Annotated in this window: 15 protein-coding genes; 3 read left to right on the forward strand and 12 right to left on the reverse strand. The window is 71.0% G+C overall.

The annotated features are described in order from the left end of the window. Nucleotides 1-10 precede the first annotated feature (10 nt). The 6 genes from ACRX5W_RS22590 to ACRX5W_RS22615 form a co-directional block, all read right to left on the reverse strand. Complete coding sequence (locus tag ACRX5W_RS22590; RefSeq protein WP_436790078.1) at nt 11-526, reverse strand: GNAT family N-acetyltransferase; 516 nt, start codon at nt 524-526, stop codon at nt 11-13. Nucleotides 527-942: 416 nt separating this feature from the next. Next, a complete protein-coding gene (locus tag ACRX5W_RS22595; RefSeq protein WP_436790079.1) occupies nt 943-1506 on the reverse strand; it encodes a dihydrofolate reductase family protein in 564 nt (187 codons plus the stop codon). Nucleotides 1507-1672: 166 nt separating this feature from the next. Then, the gene (locus ACRX5W_RS22600; RefSeq protein WP_436790080.1) at nt 1673-3868 is read right to left on the reverse strand and encodes an MMPL family transporter; all 2196 of its coding nucleotides are present in this window, start codon (nt 3866-3868) and stop codon (nt 1673-1675) included. Nucleotides 3869-3993: 125 nt separating this feature from the next. After that, entirely contained in the window at nt 3994-4668 is a 675-nt protein-coding gene (locus ACRX5W_RS22605; RefSeq protein WP_436790081.1) for a response regulator, read from the reverse strand. Beyond that, the gene (locus ACRX5W_RS22610; RefSeq protein WP_436790082.1) at nt 4665-5855 is read right to left on the reverse strand and encodes a sensor histidine kinase; all 1191 of its coding nucleotides are present in this window, start codon (nt 5853-5855) and stop codon (nt 4665-4667) included. Before ACRX5W_RS22610 ends, ACRX5W_RS22605 begins: the two co-directional genes overlap by 4 nt. 256 nt (nt 5856-6111) lie before the next feature. Continuing rightward, nucleotides 6112-7413: a phosphatase PAP2 family protein gene (locus ACRX5W_RS22615; protein WP_436790208.1), complete on the reverse strand. Its 1302-nt coding sequence runs from the start codon at nt 7411-7413 to the stop codon at nt 6112-6114. Between the two features lie 474 nt (nt 7414-7887). Here ACRX5W_RS22615 and ACRX5W_RS22620 point away from each other — a divergent pair, with 474 nt between their 5' ends. Continuing rightward, on the forward strand, nt 7888-8283 hold the full coding sequence (locus tag ACRX5W_RS22620) for a DUF427 domain-containing protein (protein ID WP_436790083.1): 396 nt from the start codon (nt 7888-7890) through the stop codon (nt 8281-8283). Nucleotides 8284-8419: 136 nt separating this feature from the next. Here ACRX5W_RS22620 and ACRX5W_RS22625 read toward each other — a convergent pair whose 3' ends face one another. Then, nucleotides 8420-9307 carry an alpha/beta fold hydrolase gene (locus ACRX5W_RS22625; protein WP_436790084.1) on the reverse strand — a complete coding sequence of 296 codons (888 nt, stop codon included), beginning with the start codon at nt 9305-9307 and terminating at the stop codon, nt 8420-8422. Between the two features lie 85 nt (nt 9308-9392). Between ACRX5W_RS22625 and ACRX5W_RS22630 the strand changes: the two genes are divergently transcribed. Next, nucleotides 9393-9920 carry a MarR family transcriptional regulator gene (locus ACRX5W_RS22630; RefSeq protein ID WP_436790085.1) on the forward strand — a complete coding sequence of 176 codons (528 nt, stop codon included), beginning with the start codon at nt 9393-9395 and terminating at the stop codon, nt 9918-9920. 163 nt (nt 9921-10083) lie between these two features. Here ACRX5W_RS22630 and ACRX5W_RS22635 read toward each other — a convergent pair whose 3' ends face one another. Together ACRX5W_RS22635 and ACRX5W_RS22640 are read right to left on the reverse strand one after the other, a co-directional pair. Further along, entirely contained in the window at nt 10084-11112 is a 1029-nt protein-coding gene (locus ACRX5W_RS22635; RefSeq protein WP_436790086.1) for an ABC transporter permease, read from the reverse strand. Between the two features lie 345 nt (nt 11113-11457). Further along, nucleotides 11458-12699 carry a PP2C family protein-serine/threonine phosphatase gene (locus ACRX5W_RS22640; protein WP_436790087.1) on the reverse strand — a complete coding sequence of 414 codons (1242 nt, stop codon included), beginning with the start codon at nt 12697-12699 and terminating at the stop codon, nt 11458-11460. 124 nt (nt 12700-12823) lie between these two features. On the opposite strand from ACRX5W_RS22640, the gene ACRX5W_RS22645 reads away from it, so the two are divergent. Beyond that, nucleotides 12824-13408: a DUF998 domain-containing protein gene (locus ACRX5W_RS22645; protein ID WP_436790088.1), complete on the forward strand. Its 585-nt coding sequence runs from the start codon at nt 12824-12826 to the stop codon at nt 13406-13408. Between the two features lie 25 nt (nt 13409-13433). On the opposite strand, the gene ACRX5W_RS22650 is transcribed toward ACRX5W_RS22645, so the two are convergent. Genes ACRX5W_RS22650 through ACRX5W_RS22660 form a run of 3 tightly spaced genes read right to left on the reverse strand, consistent with a single transcriptional unit; the run spans nt 13434 to nt 16286 of the window. Next, on the reverse strand, nt 13434-14093 hold the full coding sequence (locus tag ACRX5W_RS22650; RefSeq protein ID WP_436790089.1) for a response regulator transcription factor: 660 nt from the start codon (nt 14091-14093) through the stop codon (nt 13434-13436). Beyond that, nucleotides 14081-15862, reverse strand: coding sequence for a sensor histidine kinase (locus tag ACRX5W_RS22655; protein WP_436790090.1), 1782 nt, complete (start codon nt 15860-15862; stop codon nt 14081-14083). The genes ACRX5W_RS22650 and ACRX5W_RS22655 overlap by 13 nt, the downstream gene beginning before the upstream one ends. Before the next feature lie 16 nt (nt 15863-15878). After that, nucleotides 15879-16286: a response regulator transcription factor gene (locus ACRX5W_RS22660; RefSeq protein WP_436790091.1), complete on the reverse strand. Its 408-nt coding sequence runs from the start codon at nt 16284-16286 to the stop codon at nt 15879-15881. Nucleotides 16287-16586: the final 300 nt, after the last annotated feature.

Here is a 16586-nt window from a genome sequence, read left to right on the forward strand (position 1 = left end):
CCCCGGCGGATCACCGCTCGTGGTGGTCCGGCTTGGTGGTCTTGAAGCGGGCCGTGTCCTCCCCGGTGGCCCATCGGTGGAAGCTGGCCTTCTCCAGCACGCGGACGGAGGCCGGGTTGGACAACTCAACCTCGGCGAACACTGTGTGGACGCCGGGGGCGGTGAGGGCGAACCCGGCGAGCGCCCGGGTGGCCTCGGGAGCGTAGCCGCGGCCGCGGCGGGAGGCCACGATGCCGTAGCCGATTTCGACGGCTCCGTCGCCGGGCGGCCAGAACAGGCCGATGGAGCCCACGACCAGGCTGCTGTCGCGCTCGATGATCAGACGGTGGCCGAATTCTCCGAGCCAGGCGGGGTTGTCTTCGAAGAGGCCCGCGATGACGGAGTCGCCCTCGGCGGGGAAGTCGTCCGCCCAGTGGGCAGACCTGGTGTTGCCGAGGACCGCGACCGCCTCGGCGGCTGTCCAGGGCCGGAGAACGAGGCGTTCGGTGGTCAACTGACGAGGGGTTGGTGAAGAAGAGGAAGTCACGTGTCATTCCTGGTTGTCGGAACGACCGGAGCGCGCTCTGCTATCGCGCGGACCGGACAAGGGCAGGCTGAAGACGGCCGACCGCGGCCATATTCATCAACCTCCCTGTCCTGTGATCGCGCGTGTTCGCGACGCCGAGACACTAGCCAACTCTGCCCGCCGCCGGCAAAGGGCTTTCGACAGCGCGGCCCGAGGTGATCCGCCTCTCCCCCGAGGGCCCGCCGGACGGGCCGGCCAGGGCGGTGGCCACGCAGGTTTGCCGGTTCTCGTTGTCCGGTGCCGTGCATCGCGATGCGCAGGGCCGAAGCTCGTACGCGGGCGTACTCGCGAGGTCCTGCAACGCCGCGAGGTGCGCTGCGAAGCAGGGCCGCCGGGCCCGGCGCGGCGAGAACCGGTGAACCTCTGTGGCCACCGGCCTAGCGCTTCACGCGGTAGCGGAGGTAGACGACGTTGGAGGTGAAGGTGCGGGTCTCGACGAGTTCGAGGTCCACTCGGCGCTCGTGCCGGGGAAAGAACGGGATGCCGCCGCCGACCAGGACCGGGTAGATCACGGCCCGGTATTCGTCGATCAGACCCGACTCGGCGGCCTCCGCGGCGAGGGTCGCGCCGCCGATCGCGATGTCTCCCTCCCCCGGTTCGGCCCGCAGCCGCTCGATCTCCTCCGCGACGCCGCCGGACGCCAGGCGGGCATGGCCCTGCACCGCCGACAGCGTGGTGGAGAACACCACCTTCGGCAGCGGGTTCCACAGCGCGGTCCATTCGAGCTCGGCGTCGTCGAGTGACCGCTCCTGGTCGGCGGTCTCCCAGTACAGCATCGTCTCGTACAACCGTCGTCCCATCAGGTGGACGTCCACGTCTCTGATCTCGTCGATCCAAAAGCGAAACACCTCCTCGTCGGGCCCCGACCAGTCGAAGCCGCCGTCCGGCCCGACGATGTAACCGTCCAGGGAGACATTCATCGAATAGGTCACGCTGCGCATGAAAAGTCCTCTCCGGTAACGAGGTTCGACTCGCACGACCGTCTGACACCGCGAACGCGTGCGTATTCCCCGACCGTCATCGGACGCACCACGGCCGAGGGAGGATAGCGCCCCGAGGCGACACCATCGCTCCCTCGGCCGTGGACTTCGGCCGGCCCCGGTCCCGTCAGACGCCGGCCGGCGTCTGGTCGGACGAGGCGCGTTCGAGGGTGACGCGTGGCAGGATCCGCGCCAGCGGCTTCGGCAGCCACCACGCGCGCTCGCCCAGCAGCTGCATCGCCGCGGGGACGATGAGGCAGCGGATGACCAGCGCGTCCAGCAGGATCGCCACCGCCAGGCCGAGGCCGAACTGCTGGAGCATGCGGTCGGGGCTGAGCACGAAGGCGCCGAAGACCACGATCATGATGGCCGCGGCCGCGGTGATCACGCGGCCCGTGGTGGCCAGTCCTTCGCGCACCGCGTACGCCGAGTCCTTCGTGCGCTCCCACTCCTCATGGATCCGCGACAGCAGGAACACCTCGTAGTCCATGGACAGTCCGAACACGATCGCGAAGACCATGACGGGGATGAACGCCTCGATGGGGCCGGCCTGCACACCGAACCATCCGTGCTGGAACACCACGGTGATGACGCCCATCGACGCACCGATGCTCAGCAGGTTCAGCACGGCGGCCTTGAGCGGGATCAGCACCGAGCGGAAGACCAGCAGGAGCAACAGCGCGGACAGGCCCACGACGATCGCGACGAACAGCGGCAGCCGCTCGGCCACCTTGTCGGAGAAGTCCTGGGCCGCGGCGGTGGGTCCGCCGATGTGGACCTCCGCCCCCGTCCTGTCCTCGAACGCGGTGAGGCGGTCGTCCCGCAGCGTCCCCACGAGATCGGCCGTCGCCTCGTCCTGCGGCGCGCTGGTCGGGAATGCGATCACGGTGCTGAGCGAGCCGTCCCGGGAGGGCAGCGGAGCGGACGCCGAGGCGATGCCGGGTGTCTCGGCGAGCGTGCGCCGCAGCTCCTCGCCGACCGACGCGTCGCCTTCGGCGACCGCCACGAGCGGGCCGCTGAAGCCGGGGCCGAAGCCTTCGGCCAGCAGGTCGTAGGCCTGGCGGCTGCTCGAATCCGCGGGGTCGTTGCCCGCGTCCGCGAAACCGAGCCGCAGGTCGACCGCCGGCGCGGACAGAGCCAGCAGCGCGGCGACCGCCACGAGCAGCGCGGGCAGCGGCCGGCGCTGCACGCCGGCGGCCATGCGGCGCCAGCCCGCGCCTTCCTCCTTGCCCTTGCGCTCGGCCCTGGCGACCCGCTTCATGACGTGGCGCCGGATACGGGCACCGAACACCGCGAGCATGGCCGGCAGCAGTGTCAGGGATGCGGCCATCGTCACCAGCACGGTCAGGGCAACCGCCAGAGCGACGCCCTGGAGCGACCCGAGACCGAGCGTCACCAGTCCGAGCAGCGCGATGATCACCGTGCAGCCGGCGAAGAACACGGTGCGGCCGGCCGCGTCCAAGGCGGTGCGGGTGGCATCCGTCGGCTCGGCGCCGCGCAGGAGCTCGTGCCGGAAGCGGTGGAAGATGAGCAGTGCGTAGTCCACCCCGACGCCGAGCCCGACCAGCATCATGATCGGCGGCGTGAAGTCGGCGACCGTCGCGGCGTGCGAGGCCATCGTGATGAGGCCGATCGCACTGCCGACCGCGAACAGCGCGGTCACCAGCGGAAGTGCGGCGGCCAGCAGGGACCCGAACAACAGGACGAGGATGACCAGCGCGGCAAGCATGCCCGCGCCCTCGGCGGCACCGCCGCCGGACTCCTCGGCCTCGCGCACGACGTCGCCGCCGGCCACGACCTCCAGCGTGTCGGTGGTGGCGTCGTCGGCGAGGTCGATGATCGCGCGGACGTCGTCCTTGGAGACGTCCGGTCCCGTCCCGTCGAGCGTCACGGTGGCGAAGGCGATGCGGCCGTCGGCCGAGACCGCCGACGCGTCGTCGAACGGACTGCGGACATCCGCGACACCCGGCGCGGTCCGCACACGGTCGAGGACGGCCGTCAGCGACTGCCGTGCGCCGTCGGCCGCGACGCCGCCTTCCGTCTCGGCGTGGAAGACCAGTTGCACGGCGTCCCCGGCCTCGACCGCGCCGTGTTTCTCCAGCAGGTCCGTGGCGCGCTGTGACTCGGTGCCCGGCAAGGAGAAGTCGTTCTTCCACGCGCTGCCCGCGGCCTGCGCGCCGACCGTGGTGGCCACGACGACGACCAGCCAGACGACCAATGCCGTCCAGCGGTGCCGCTGCGACCAGCCGGCGAGCCGGGAGAAAACTCCGCGGCGGTCCGTCGCCCTGCGAGGGGGGTTGGTTCTGTCCTGGGTCTGCGTCATGCGCCCAGCCTGCTTTCCCGGCGCACGCTCGCGCGTCGGCCCACGGCGGACACCACGCCTACCCCAGCGGTTGCGCACGAACGCGGTTGACTACCCCGGAAGTTGTGTGCCGGGCACCGGGTGCGTCAACCGAGCCACCCCGGGCTCACCATGCCCGACTCGTACGCCAGCACGACCAACTGCGAGCGGTCGCGGACGCCGAGCTTGGTCATGATGCGGCTGACGTGCGTCTTCGCGGTCGCCGGGCTGAGCACCAGCCGCGCCGCGATCTCGTCGTTGGTCATTCCGCCCGCCACCAGCCGCATGACCTCGCGTTCGCGGCTCGTGAGCTCGTCGAGCCGCGGGTCGGGCACGGGCTGCCCGACGCGTCCGGCGAACTCCGCGATCAGCCGGCGCGTGACCTGCGGGCTGATCAGCGCGTCGCCGCGCGCGGCGACGCGCACCGCCCGGATCAACTCCTCCGGTTCGGTGTCCTTGACCAGGAACCCCGTCGCTCCCGCGCGCAGCGCTCCGTAGATGTAGTCGTCGAGGTCGAACGTCGTCAGGATGACCACCTTGACACCGTCCAGCGCGGAGTCGGCGGCGATGCGGCGCGCCGCCTCCAGGCCGTCGACGTTCGGCATGCGGATGTCCATCAGCAGGACGTCGGGCAGGTGTGCGCGGGCGCCCGCCACCGCCTCCGCGCCGTCCGCCGCCTCGCCGACGATCGTGATGTCCGCCTCGTCCTCCAGGATCGACCGGAACCCGGCCCGGACGAGATGCTGGTCGTCCGCCAACAGAACCCGGATTGTCCCGGTCATCGCGAAGTCTCCTCGCTTTCGTAGGGAAGGTACGCCCGTACCCCGTATCCGCCGCCCGCGCGCGGACCGGCCGCCAGTTCGCCGCCGAGCGCCCGCGCACGTTCGCGCATGCCGCGTATCCCGTTGCCGCTCCCGGCGTTCGCCGCCGCCTTCCCGGGTGCCCCGGCTCCGTCGTCGACCACTTCGATCCGCAGGCCGGTGACCCCGTAGACGACGCTCAGCTCGACGCATGTCGCCGCGGCGTGCCGCGTGACGTTGGTCAGGGACTCCTGCATGATCCGGTACGCCGCGAGGTCGACTTCGACGGGCAGGACTCGCGGTTCGCCCTTGGTGTCGTACCGCGCGGCGAGTCCGGCGAGTTCCGCGTACGCCAGCAACTCGTGCGCGCGGGCGAGTCCCGCAGCCGGTGCCGTCGGCGCGTCCTCGTCGACCTGCCGCAGGACCCCGAGGGTGGCGCGCAGTTCGCGCAGGGTTTCGCGGCTCGTGGTCTTGATGGCGCCGAGTGCTTCCTCGGCGTGTGCGGGGTCCTTGGCCAGCCGGTGCAGCGCGGCCCCGGCCTGCACGTTGATCAAGGAGATGTTGTGGCCGATGACGTCGTGCAACTCCCGGGCGATGCGCAGGCGTTCGTCGCTCGCCCGACGCCGGGCCTCCGCCTCCCGGCCCTGTTCGGCGGCCAGGACCCTGGCCTCCGCCTCGCGGCGGAACGCCTGCCGGGTCAGCCGCGAGTTGCCCAGTGCGATCACCGCCACGACCCAGCCGGCCAGCATGAAGACCGCGGCAAGGGTGATGTCGTCGGTTCCGCCCAAGGCGCTCAGGCCGACGCCGGCCACCGTCACCGCGCCAAGCCCGGTCGCGGCGCCCAGCCGTCCGCTCGCCGCGACGGTGTGGAGGGCGATCATCAACAGGACCATCTGCGCCGGGGCGTCGACACCGCCGAAGACGTAGTAGGCCGCGGTGGCCACCAGGGCGAACGCACACATCGCGACCGGTCGGCGGCGGGCGTACCGCAGCGCCGCACACGTGCTCAGCATCAGCGCCCAGTCGACGGCCCACAGCGCCGGGGACGGCCCGGACGCGACATACTGCGCCAGAGTCGCCGCCAAGCCGGCGCCGAACACGCAGCCGACCACGGTCTCGACCCGCCACCCGGCGGGCAGCCGCACGTCGAAGCGGTCAGGCAAGGTCATGGGCGCAGCCTACTGACCGTGCCATGACGGCTGTTGACGATACGTCAGACCAGGGGCGCGTGGGGCTTCGAGGTCGGCGCGGACACACGCGGCGGCGGGCGCGGTGCGGGAGGCGGTCCGGGGCCCGCCGGCAGCGGTGCCTGACGGGCCCGGACCGGTCTCGCCACGCGGAGGAGAACCTCCCCCGGCCGCCGCGCCCGCGAACCGGCTGCGAATCAGCCCGGCGAGAGAACGTCGGAGCGGAGGCAGGGTGCCGTCATGCCGGCTGGAGTTGGGGCCCCAGCTTCTCCGTCGGCGTGGGTTCGGAGTCCCGCTCCCTGGTCGCGCGCACATAACCGTGGATGACCGAGACCATCGCCAGAATGAGCAGTGGCCCGAAGAACCACGGGTACCTGGCCATTTCCATCGGCAGGTACCGGTACGACACCAGGAGCACCACGAAGACCGCCGCGCCATAGGCGACCAGCCAGGCTCCGGCCCGGTCCCAACCGCGGTCGAACGCGCGCATCGCAGCCTCGATCGTCAGCGCGAACACCACGCCGGCGATGAGGTCCACGCCGTAGTGGTAGCCGAACCCCAGTGTGGCCGCGAGGGTGGCGACCAGCCAGAACGTGCCCGCGAAGCGGATGAGGCGCGAGCCGTCTCGGGAGTGGATGAAGATCGTGGTGGCCCAGGCTGTGTGGAGGCTGGGCATGCAGTTGCGAGGCGTGACCTCGTCGAACCGTATCGGGTGAGGCGTGCTGATCGACGGCGGTGTGTCCGGCCACAGATTCGCGACCGCCCAGTGCCCGCCGTCGGCGCCGTACGCGAACACCGGTCCGACCACGGGGAAGACCATGTAGACGGCCGGCCCGAGCAGGCCGATGACGAGAAATGTCCGTACCAGGTGGTGGCCGGGGAAGCGGCGTTCGACAGCCACGTGGCGCAGTTGGTAGAGCGCGACGAGTGCCGCCGCCAGGGGGAGTTGGCCGTAGACGGTGCCGAGGACGCGGTCGCCGATCGGACCGGAGGCCTCGACCAGTTCGCCGGCCAGCCACGACGGGGCGCCCAGCGCGTGATCGGCGGTCGCCACGTATTGGTCGAGCACTTCCGGGCGGGTCATCGATGTGATGAGCAGCCAGGTGCCGCCGGTCTTGTGGCCGGCCACCAGCAGCATGCCCAGGCCGACGCCTTTCAGCAGCAGGACGCGTTCCCGACCGGTACGGCGCGTGACGGCGATGACCGTGTAGCCCAGAATGACCCACAAAGCGCCGGTGCCGAAGTTCATCTTGGCGTCGACCGCCCATCGCACCAACCAGAAGACCGCGTCGATGCCGAGGGCGGAGCCGAGGGCGATAAACCGCTGACGCCAGGTGAGCACGACCATCATCAATGCCAAACCGGCGTAGAGCACTTGCCCCGAATAGGGGGCAAATATCACCTCTCGGGCGAGGCCGGTAATCGGCCCCGGCGATCCATAGCCCTGCGCGGCGACCTCCAGAGTCGCGAGGAATCCGAGGGCCACCACAATCGTTGCGCCCCACAGGATCGCCCGCGACCGGCGCTGCGCGGCGACCATGGCTTCGCGAGGTATTCGCGAGACCTTTCGCAATATCATGAATGTCACCAGTCGGCCAAGATGCTGAAATTCGGAAAAATCGATCACCTTTCGCGCTGAGTTGTCTGGTCATCCAGCAAAGGACAGCTCTCGGGGCGATGAGCCCGACATATTATCCGAGCAGCGCTGACGGGTTTGCGTTGTCCGTCGATCTCAGAATGCGGACGGAGTTGCGAAAAACGGCCGTCGTGGGTTCGGGGGCCACGGGTGTACCGGTCCGCGGATCCACGCGTCCGCCTCAATCCGTGTGCGGTGCGTGCGTGCGGATTTCGCAGTCACCCTCGGTGACCAGGGCGGTGTCGGTGGTGCGGGAAGCCGATGCCGATGAGGTAGCCGCAGCGGTGTCGGTCGTACGGTCTGCCGAGGCCTGGAATGACCGGCGCGTGTGTGTTTGTTCGGCTGACGACGGAACGACGACATGAGGAGGTGGCCCGCGTGACGAAGCCACGCGCCGGTCACACGGTGGTGACCGTCCCCAGCACGCAGACGGTGACGGTCGAGATCGACGGCCGGGTGGTCGCGCGCTCAAATCGTCCGGTGGTCCTGTACGAAACTGGTCTGCCGGTTCGCTACTACCTGCCGCCGGACGATGTGGACCTGGAGTTGTTCGAGCCGTCGGCGACGCGGACCACCTGCCCGTTCAAGGGCGAGGCGTCCTACTGGACGTACCGCGGTCCCGCCGACGGCACCGCCGAGCCGCGACCGGACGTGGTGTGGGCGTACGCGGACCCGATCGACGGGGTCACCGACGTCGCCGGCCATCTGTCGTTCTACGACAACGCCGCCCGCGTCGTCGTCGAGGGCGAGCCCCCGGCGCCGTCCGGCGGCTGATCGATACACGCAGTCTCCCGGCGAGACGATCCCGGCCCGGTTCGTCCCCTGCGTTGCACCGCACCGCGGAACGCCATGTCCTTTGTCCATGAACAGCCACCGGACCGGACTCCGTCTCCACCGCCTGCGGGGGGGCTCAGACTTCGGTTGTGCTCGCGGGGAAGTGTGTGGCCAGGAAGCGCGCGATGTGGGTGTTCATCTCCGTGGTGCCGGCGAGTGGCAGTGTGTGGTGGGTGGCGTCGGGCAGCACCAGGGTTTCCAGGCCGGGGATGACATGCTCGGCCTTGGCTGCCAGTTTGCGGATGTTGTGTGTGCGGGTACGGCCGGCGAGGACGAGAAGTGTGTCGGCCCGCAGCGCCGGCCAGTGTGCGGGAGCCGGGCGTGGTCCGGTCAGGGGCTTGGCTGCGGGGAACGTGGTGGCCAGTTCGTACAGGCGGGTCCAGTTCGGATCCAGTTTCGCGCCGCCGGTCTCCCATGCCAGGAACGCCCGGCGGTTGCGGACGGTCGGGCGCAGCAGCATGGGCAGGGCGCGCGCGAGGTAGAGCGGTGAGAACCCGGTGAAGCAGTTCGTCGGCTCGATCAGGATGAGCGCGGCGACGCGGTCGGGGGCGCGCAGTGCGTAGTGCGCGGCGGTCCAGGCGCCGTACGAGTGGCCGCATATCGCCACCGGGCCTTTCGCACCCAGTCCGTCGAGGACGGCGTCGAGCCAGGCGAGTTGGTCGTCGAGCGTGGTGACGCGACGGTCACCCGGGATGCTGCGGCCGGCCTCGCCCATGGTGTCGATCGCGTGCACGCGGTACGTCCCGCCGAGGGTGCTCGCCGTGGCACCCCACACGGTCGAGGTCACACCTCCGCCGCCGTGCAGCAGCACGACCGCGGGGGCATCCGCGGGGCCGTGGCTGTTGACGTGGGTCGTCCCGAACGGCGTCGGCACCGCCACGCCTTGGGTCCCTGAGGGCCAGCGCGTGGAGCGAACAGCGTCATAGGCGCACAGAAACGCCTCCCCGGCGACGGCCTCGGTCATGGATGCCTCCTGCGGCTGGACGAAAACAACTCGCCGAACGATAATCTCGTTCAGCGAGATAACTTCACCATAACCGGAGCGGCACGTGAGCGGGAGATCGACCGAACGGGCGGGAACCTCGGAGGGAGCGGACCGTCCGGGCGGGCCGGAGCTGGAGCTCTTCCACCTCCTGCGCGCCGTCACCGTCGAATACGGCTTGCGGCAGGCCGAGTTCGCCGCCGCCAATGGCATGCACCCGACCGACGTCCGGGCCCTCATCTGCCTTCTCGACGCCGAACGCGCCGGCACCGAGGCGACCGCCGGGATGCTCGCCGCACGACTGGGCCTGAACTCCGCCGGCACCACCGCGGCTCTCGACCGGCTCGAACTCCAGGGCCTGATCACCCGGCACCGGGACAAGCGGGACCGCCGCCGGGTCCTGCTCGTCATCGAGGACCGGGCCAAGGACCTCGGCTGGAGCTGGTTCGGCCCGCTGATCGAGCGCACCGTCGCTCCCCTGCGCGGTTACGACCGGCAGCAGACCGACGCCGTCCGCGGTTTCCTCCAAGCCGCCCTGGATGCGCTCGGGCGACCCGAGGCGCCGGGAGAGCAGCGAACGGGACGTCACGACTGAGCCGGGGCCAGGGACGGTGGCCGCCGTCTTGGTCCTCGCAGGCGGAGCCCCGGGACGAGCGTTCAACGTGCCCTCGCGCGGCGGGCTGTGCCTCGCCGCCCGTGCCGTCACCGACCCCGCGTGCCGGATAGGCGGTCCCGGACAACCCGCCCGCGCACGACCCCTACGCGGTCCCGGTGTCCGGCGTCGGCTCTTTCTCCCGGCCGCCCGGATGCCTGCCGCGCCAGATCCAGAAGACCGCCGTCGACACCGCCGCCCACCCGGCGAGCACGAGGAACGGGAACGCGTGCTGGTGGCCGCGGAAGTACACCGCCGTGTGCTGCGCGTTGACGGACGCGCCGGGCGGCAGCCAGCGTCCGATCGTGCCGAGCACCGAGGGCAGCAGTGCCCACGACACGGCCCCGCCCGAGGAGGGATTGCCCAGCAACACCATCAGTCCCCACGTCGGCAGCATCGCCCACCGCCCGACGAGCGCGATGAACATGGAGAACACCATCGCGGAGGCGAACAGCGTCAGGGCGAGGATCGCCCACGACTCCGGCAGCGGCAGGTCGAGCGCGCCGATCCACCAGTCCACGACCGCGACGATCGTGAACGCCCCGAGCAGTGCGTTGGCAAGCGTGAAGGCGACCCGCTCCGCCGGGTTGAGCTCGCGGGCGTGCACCGACAGTTGGATCGCACCGACGAAGCCGAGGATCACGGCGGCGAGTGTGATGTAGAAGATCGCGAGGCCACGCGGGTCGCCGCTCTGCAGCGGCTTCAAGTCCTGAAAAGTGACGTTGACTCCGGTCTTCCTCGCCGCCTCGGACGCGGACTCGACGAGTAACTGCGCCACGGACGCGCCGGCCGCGCTCGCGATCTCCAGGGAGACGCGGTTGTCGCCGCCCGACCGGATGATCGCGAAGATCTTCTGCTCGTCGATGGCCTCCCGGGCGTTCTCGTACGTCGCGTACGTCGTGAAGCGGATCTCGGTGTCGAGGGTGCGGTCCATCTCGGCCGCGAAGGCTGCGGCGCGCGGGTCGGGCGGGCCCGTGACGCCGATCGGGAGACGGTGGGGTGTCGGGTTCGCCATCGCGAACGTGTAGGAGCCGGCGAACAGGCCGGCGGCGGCTGCCAGGACCAGCATCAGGACGCAGGCCGGGAGGAACGGGCTCTCGCGGAAGCGCGCCCAGTGGGCGCGGAAACTGGTCATGGCGGTGCTCCGCATCCGTCTGCCGGTCAGTCCGTCGCGACCAGCGTGCACGCGGCGGTCCCCCGGAACGCGCCGCGACACCGGGCCGCGCGGAGAAGCCGCTTTGCTCACACCTTTGGCCGGGCCGGCGTTCGACCCGCCGAAATCCGCCGACTCGGTCCGGCTCGCGTCGGAGAGCCGGGCCCGGCGACGGCTGCCGGTTCCTGCCGGTTCCTGGCGGTTCCTGCCGGTGGGAGGTGTGTCGCCGACCCGCCCCGTGGACCTCGAAGGAGTCGGCCGACGATCACGCACGTCACGCTTCGACGCCACGCCGCTGAACGGCCGACGGCGTTCCTTCGAGGCGTGTCAGAGCCTTACGACGACCAGGGCGACGTCGTCGCGGCCTCCGCTGCTGACGCCGAGGCGGGTGAGGAGGCTGTCGGCGAGGCGTTCGGGGCTGTGGGCCGTGTTGTGGGCGAGGGCGTCGGTGAGTCGGTGCAGTCCGGCGTCGATGTCCTCGCCGCGGCGTTCGATGAGCCCGTCGGTGTAAAGGACCAGGGTGTCGCCGGGGGCGTACGGGCATTCGGCGCGGGGGCGGGTGGTGTGTGCGGGGCGCGCTCCCAGTGGCGGGTCGGTGGCCTGGTCGAGAAGGTCGAACGCGCCGTCGGTGTGCGCGAGGACCGGCGGCGGGTGGCCGGCGCTGCTGTAGCTGATGCGGCGGTTTCGGGTGTCGACGACGACTTTGACCGCGGTGGTGGCCAGCGCTCCTTCCACCGAACGCGCGTACAGCCCCAGCACCTCCAGGGCTCTGGCGGGGTCGCACAGGGCACGGACCGCGGCGGAGAGCGCGCTGCGGAGCATACCCATGACGGCGGCGGCCTCCAGGCCGTGTCCGACGACGTCGCCGACCGCGACGGCGAACTTGTCGCCGGGCAGGTCCACCACGTCGTACCAGTCGCCGCACACATTCAGCGACCCGGCGGCCGGCAGGTACCGCACCGCGACGTTGCGGTGCCGGGCGAGGTCCGGCACATGCAGCATGGCCTCCTGAAATGTGACGGCGATTTGCCTCTCCCGGGCGTGGGCCCGGCGCAGTTCCTCGTTCAGCCGCTGCAATTCGCGTGCCCGGGCGTACAGTTCGGCCTCCATCGCCTCCCGCTCGCTGAGCGTCCCGCTCTCGCGCGGGCGCGTGGCGTGGGAAAGCACGAACGCGGTCACGTCCTCCACCCGGTGGATGATCCACGCCACCCGGCCGTCCGATCCGGGCACGGGGGTGTTGATCGGCGACCACCAGCGTTCCTCGAACACGCCGGGCCGGCCTTCGACCGGAATGTCGTACTTCTGCACCGCCATCGTGTCCGGCTCTTTCGTGCGCAGGCAGCGGTGCAACGACGCGCTCAGGTTTCGGACTCCGTCCGCCTCGGGGTCTTCCGGGTTGTCGGGGAAGGCATCGAACAGGTACTGCCCGACCAACTCCTCGCGCCTGCGCCCGGTTGCCGTCAGGTACGACTGGTTGACCTCGACGATCACCAGATCGGGCCCCAGCACCAGCAGCGGGCTGGGAGACGCGGCGAACAACGCCCCGTAGTCGACCGGCGGTGTCGTCATCGGCTGCCTCATCGGTTGTCGCCGCGTACGCCTCCTCCCAATCTACGTCGCACAGGTATGCAGGGTGGCTTCTTCTCGGCCGTGTCAACGCGGGCAAGCCGGGGCGGGCTTTTACGGTGGGCTGATGCAGCGTGCACCCTGGTGGGCTTTGCTCTCGTCCGGGTCTGCGCCTGTGCTCCTGATCGGTGGCTGGTTCGTCGCGGGGCTGCTTCAGGGGACGAGCTACGACCCTGTCACTCAGACGATCAGCCTTCTGGCGGCCGAGGACGCCCCGGGGCACTGGGTGATGACCGGCATGCTGATCGCCCTGGGCGCCTGCCACCTGGTGACGGCATGGGGCTTGCGTGCGGCCGCGCTCGCCGGGCGCGTGGCGCTGAGCGCCGGCGGGGTGTCGGTGATCGTGCTGGCGTGGTGCCCGGCGCCGAGCAGCGGGGGCTCGTTGCAGCACGGGTTCGTGGCCGCGGTGGCCTTCGCACTCATGGCGGTGTGGCCGTTGTTGGCCGCCCGCGGCAGTGGGAGCGCGCCGTGGGCGCTCCGGCCGGCGACGGCGGTCGCGGCGTCGGCGCTGATGGTGATCGTCGCGGCGTGGTTCTTGTGGGAACTGCGGGACGACGGTGTCGATGGTGTCGCCGAGCGGGTTTTGACGTTCGTCCAGTCGTTGTGGCCGTTTGTGGTCGTCGCCTCGTGCCGCAACCGCCTGCGGGCGTGATGGACCCCAGGCGGCACGGGGTCGGTCACCGCCGTGTCCGGCCCTCGCGGAGGAACGTCAGCACGGCCAGGACCCGCCGGTTTCCGTCCGCTCCGGCGGGCAGGTCGAGTTTGGTGAAGATGTTCCGCACGTGGGTTTCCACGGTTTTCGGGCTGAGGAACAGTTCGGCGCAGATGGCCTGGTTCGAGCGGCCCTGCGCCATCAGGCCGAGGACTTCCGCCTCCCGGTCGGACAGCCCGGCGAGCGCGCCGCCGTTGCGGCGGCGGCCGAGCATCTCGTCGACGACCTCGGGGGCGACGACCACGCCGCCCGCCGCGACGGTGCGCACGGCGGCGGCGAAGCGGTCGAGGTCGGTGACGCTTTCCTTCACCATGTAGCCGCGGCCGGGGAGGTTGTCGCCGAGGAGGCGTACCGCGTGGTGGCCTTCGACGTACTGGGACAGGACGAGGACGCCGATGCCGGGGCACACCGTGTCGAGGGTGACCGCGGCGTCGAGGCCTTCGGTGGTGTGGGTCGGCGGCATGCGGATGTCGACGATGGCGACGTCCGGCCGTTCGGCGCGCACGAGGTCGACGAGGGAAACGGCGTCGGCTGCCTGGCCGACCACGGCGAAACCGGCTTCGGCGAGCAGTCGGGCGACGCCCTCGCGGAACAGCAGGGCGTCGTCGGCGATCACGACGCGCACGGCAGCTCCGCGAGGACCCGCGTGCCGTGCCCGGCGGGGCTGTGCACGGTGAGCGTGCCGTCCAGGGCTTCCACGCGGTCGGCGAGCCCGCGCAGTCCGGAGCCTCGCGACGCGTCGGCGCCGCCGTTGCCGTCGTCGGCGACCTCGACGGTCATCGTTGTCCTTCCTTCGTGCGTACGCGCGCGAACGGCGATGGTGACGCGCGCGGAGTCGCCGGCGTGCTTGGCGGCGTTCGCCAGTGATTCGCTGACCACGAAGTACACCGCTTCCTCGACGCCGGGCGGAAAGCGGCCCTGTGGTACCTCGGTCACCTCCGCGGGCACGGTCGAGCGTTCGGCGAGCGACACCAGTGCCGACGACAGCCCGGCCTCGGTCAGGACCGCGGGGTGGATGCCGCGGGCAAGCTCCCGCAATTCGCCGATGGCCTGCCGGAGTTCGAGGGCGCATTCGTCGATGGCGGCGGCCAGCGGAGTGTCTGTTTCGGGGACCTGGCCGCGGGCGATCCGCAGCATCAGCGCCAGCGTGACGAGGCGTTGCTGGGCGCCGTCGTGCAGATCGCGTTCGATTTTGCGGCGTGCGGTGACCCCGGCTTCCACGATGCGGGCGCGTGACGCGCGGACCTGCGCGAGCTGGGCGCGCACTTCGGCGTGCAGCCGCTCGTTCTCCATGAGCAGGCGGGCGGTCGCGGCGACGGCGCGCATCAGGTCCGGGGATTCGTCGAGGGCCGGGTCGTGGATGATCGCCCCGACTCCGGCGAGCAGCGTGACGCTGCGGTCGGGGCCGGATTCCGGCATCGGGGAGGGTCGCCCGTCCGGGTCGACGTAGTCGCCGTGTGCGGGGCGGTGGTAAATCAGGCGCAGCCCCGGGTCGCCGAGCGCTCGGGCGAGCGCGTCTTGCAGGCGTCCGGGCGGAGGCGGCGCGTGGCCGAGTTCCGCGGCGAGGTCGGCGGCCACCGAACGGCCGGCCCGGGCCCGCAGCATGCCGGCGAGCAGGAACAGCGGCCACACCGCGAGGCCGACGCGGGACGCGGCGATGCCGGTGCCGTACGTGGACCTCAGTGCCGGGACCATGATCATCAGGCCGGTGTAGACGTATATGCCGGTCATGCCGATGTTGCCGAGCAGCACGGTCGTCCAGCCGCGGCGCAGTATGCGGCCGGCGGTGGCCCAGCGGACGCAGAAGAGGCCGAGTGCGACGACGTAGACGAGCGTCGGGAGCATCGCGAAGACGATGTCCACGGTTTCGACGTCGATCGTGCCGACCTGGACCTCGGCGAGCAGGTCGCGGGGGCGGGCGGTCAGGCCTCCGGAGATGACGAACCAGACGACGACGCACGGGCCGGTGGCGACGTATCCGGCGATGACGAGGGCGCGCCGCAGCCGCGGGTAGGCGCTGCCGCGGGCGAAGTCGGTCATCACGTGCGCGATCGCGCCCATCACGAGCCAGTCGGCGAGGAACGCGATCTGGAACGCCAGGCGGTGCCGGACAGCGCCGAGGAGCAGCAGCATGCACAGCCCTGCGGCCAGCAGCATCGGCCACACGCTCTCGCCGGGGCGGCGGCGTTCCGCGGCAACGATCGCGCAGCAGGTGAACGCCCAGGCGGCGGCCAGCGGAAGGACGGTGTGGCTGACGGTGTCGGCCCACGTCAGGCCGTAGCCGCCGTAGCGGACCGCGGCGATGCCGAACAGCGTCGCCAGGATCTGGACGGTGATGAGCAGTGGGGTGGCGGGCGCCGGGCGGGAGTGCCGGAGGGTGGCGGTGTGGAGCATGTGGGTCGTTTCGCGGTCACGCTGGGTCGCCGGTGCCGGGCGTGGCGCGGCCCGCCGTCGCCAGCACCGCCGCGAGGCTTTGCGGTGAAAGTTCTTCCTTCGCGACGTAGCCGTCCGCTTGTGCGCGGACGACCCGGTCACCGTAGTCGGCCCTGTCCCGACCGGAGATCAGCACGATTCCCACCCCCGCGTCATTGTCCCTGATCAGGCCGGCGGCCGTGAAGCCGTCGAACCCGGGGAGCTGGACGTCCAGCAGCACCAGGTCGGGGCGCAGCCGCCGCACGGTCTCCACGCCGCCGGGGCCGTCGGCTGCCTCACCCACGACCGCGTAGCCCCATGCGGACAGTAAGCGGGTCGCCAGTCTGCGGTAGTTCTCGTGGTCGTCGACCAGGACGACCGTGACCGGTGACCCGGTTGCCGTCACCGGCTCCTCCTGCGGTTCGCGCGCCGACGTGCCCGGTCGGGGGCCCTGCCGGCGGGGTGCCGCGGCCGGATCCGGACGTACGCGATCGCCGTTGCGTTCCGTGTTCCGCGTGGCAATCCCCCCCAGGCTTGCCGCGTGCGCGACCCGGGTCGAGCGGGCCGAGCACGCCGGTTGCGGAACGTTGTACGGCCGGCTTCCCCCCTGGAGCCTTTCGTACCGCAGCGGTTCGGAGCGAGCGGGGCCTCGTCCGCGAACCGCCGGAACGCCACGGCGATCGGTGGATCCATGGTGTCCCGCGGG

Source organism: Yinghuangia sp. YIM S10712 (genome assembly GCF_051388935.1).
Classification (GTDB): Bacteria; Actinomycetota; Actinomycetes; order Streptomycetales; family Streptomycetaceae; genus Yinghuangia.

Bases quoted from the DNA above. Each gene is read 5' to 3' on its own strand.
- ACRX5W_RS22615 (WP_436790208.1), bottom strand. From the start codon at position 7,413: ATGGTCGCCGCGCAGCGCCGGTCGCGGGCGATCCTGTGGGGCGCAACG.
- ACRX5W_RS22610 (WP_436790082.1), bottom strand. From the start codon at position 5,855: ATGACCTTGCCTGACCGCTTCGACGTGCGGCTGCCCGCCGGGTGGCGG.
- ACRX5W_RS22600 (WP_436790080.1), bottom strand. From the start codon at position 3,868: ATGACGCAGACCCAGGACAGAACCAACCCCCCTCGCAGGGCGACGGAC.
- ACRX5W_RS22625 (WP_436790084.1), bottom strand. From the start codon at position 9,307: ATGACCGAGGCCGTCGCCGGGGAGGCGTTTCTGTGCGCCTATGACGCT.
- ACRX5W_RS22655 (WP_436790090.1), bottom strand. From the start codon at position 15,862: ATGCTCCACACCGCCACCCTCCGGCACTCCCGCCCGGCGCCCGCCACC.
- ACRX5W_RS22645 (WP_436790088.1), top strand. From the start codon at position 12,824: ATGCAGCGTGCACCCTGGTGGGCTTTGCTCTCGTCCGGGTCTGCGCCT.
- ACRX5W_RS22605 (WP_436790081.1), bottom strand. From the start codon at position 4,668: ATGACCGGGACAATCCGGGTTCTGTTGGCGGACGACCAGCATCTCGTC.
- ACRX5W_RS22595 (WP_436790079.1), bottom strand. From the start codon at position 1,506: ATGCGCAGCGTGACCTATTCGATGAATGTCTCCCTGGACGGTTACATC.
- ACRX5W_RS22640 (WP_436790087.1), bottom strand. From the start codon at position 12,699: ATGACGACACCGCCGGTCGACTACGGGGCGTTGTTCGCCGCGTCTCCC.
- ACRX5W_RS22635 (WP_436790086.1), bottom strand. From the start codon at position 11,112: ATGACCAGTTTCCGCGCCCACTGGGCGCGCTTCCGCGAGAGCCCGTTC.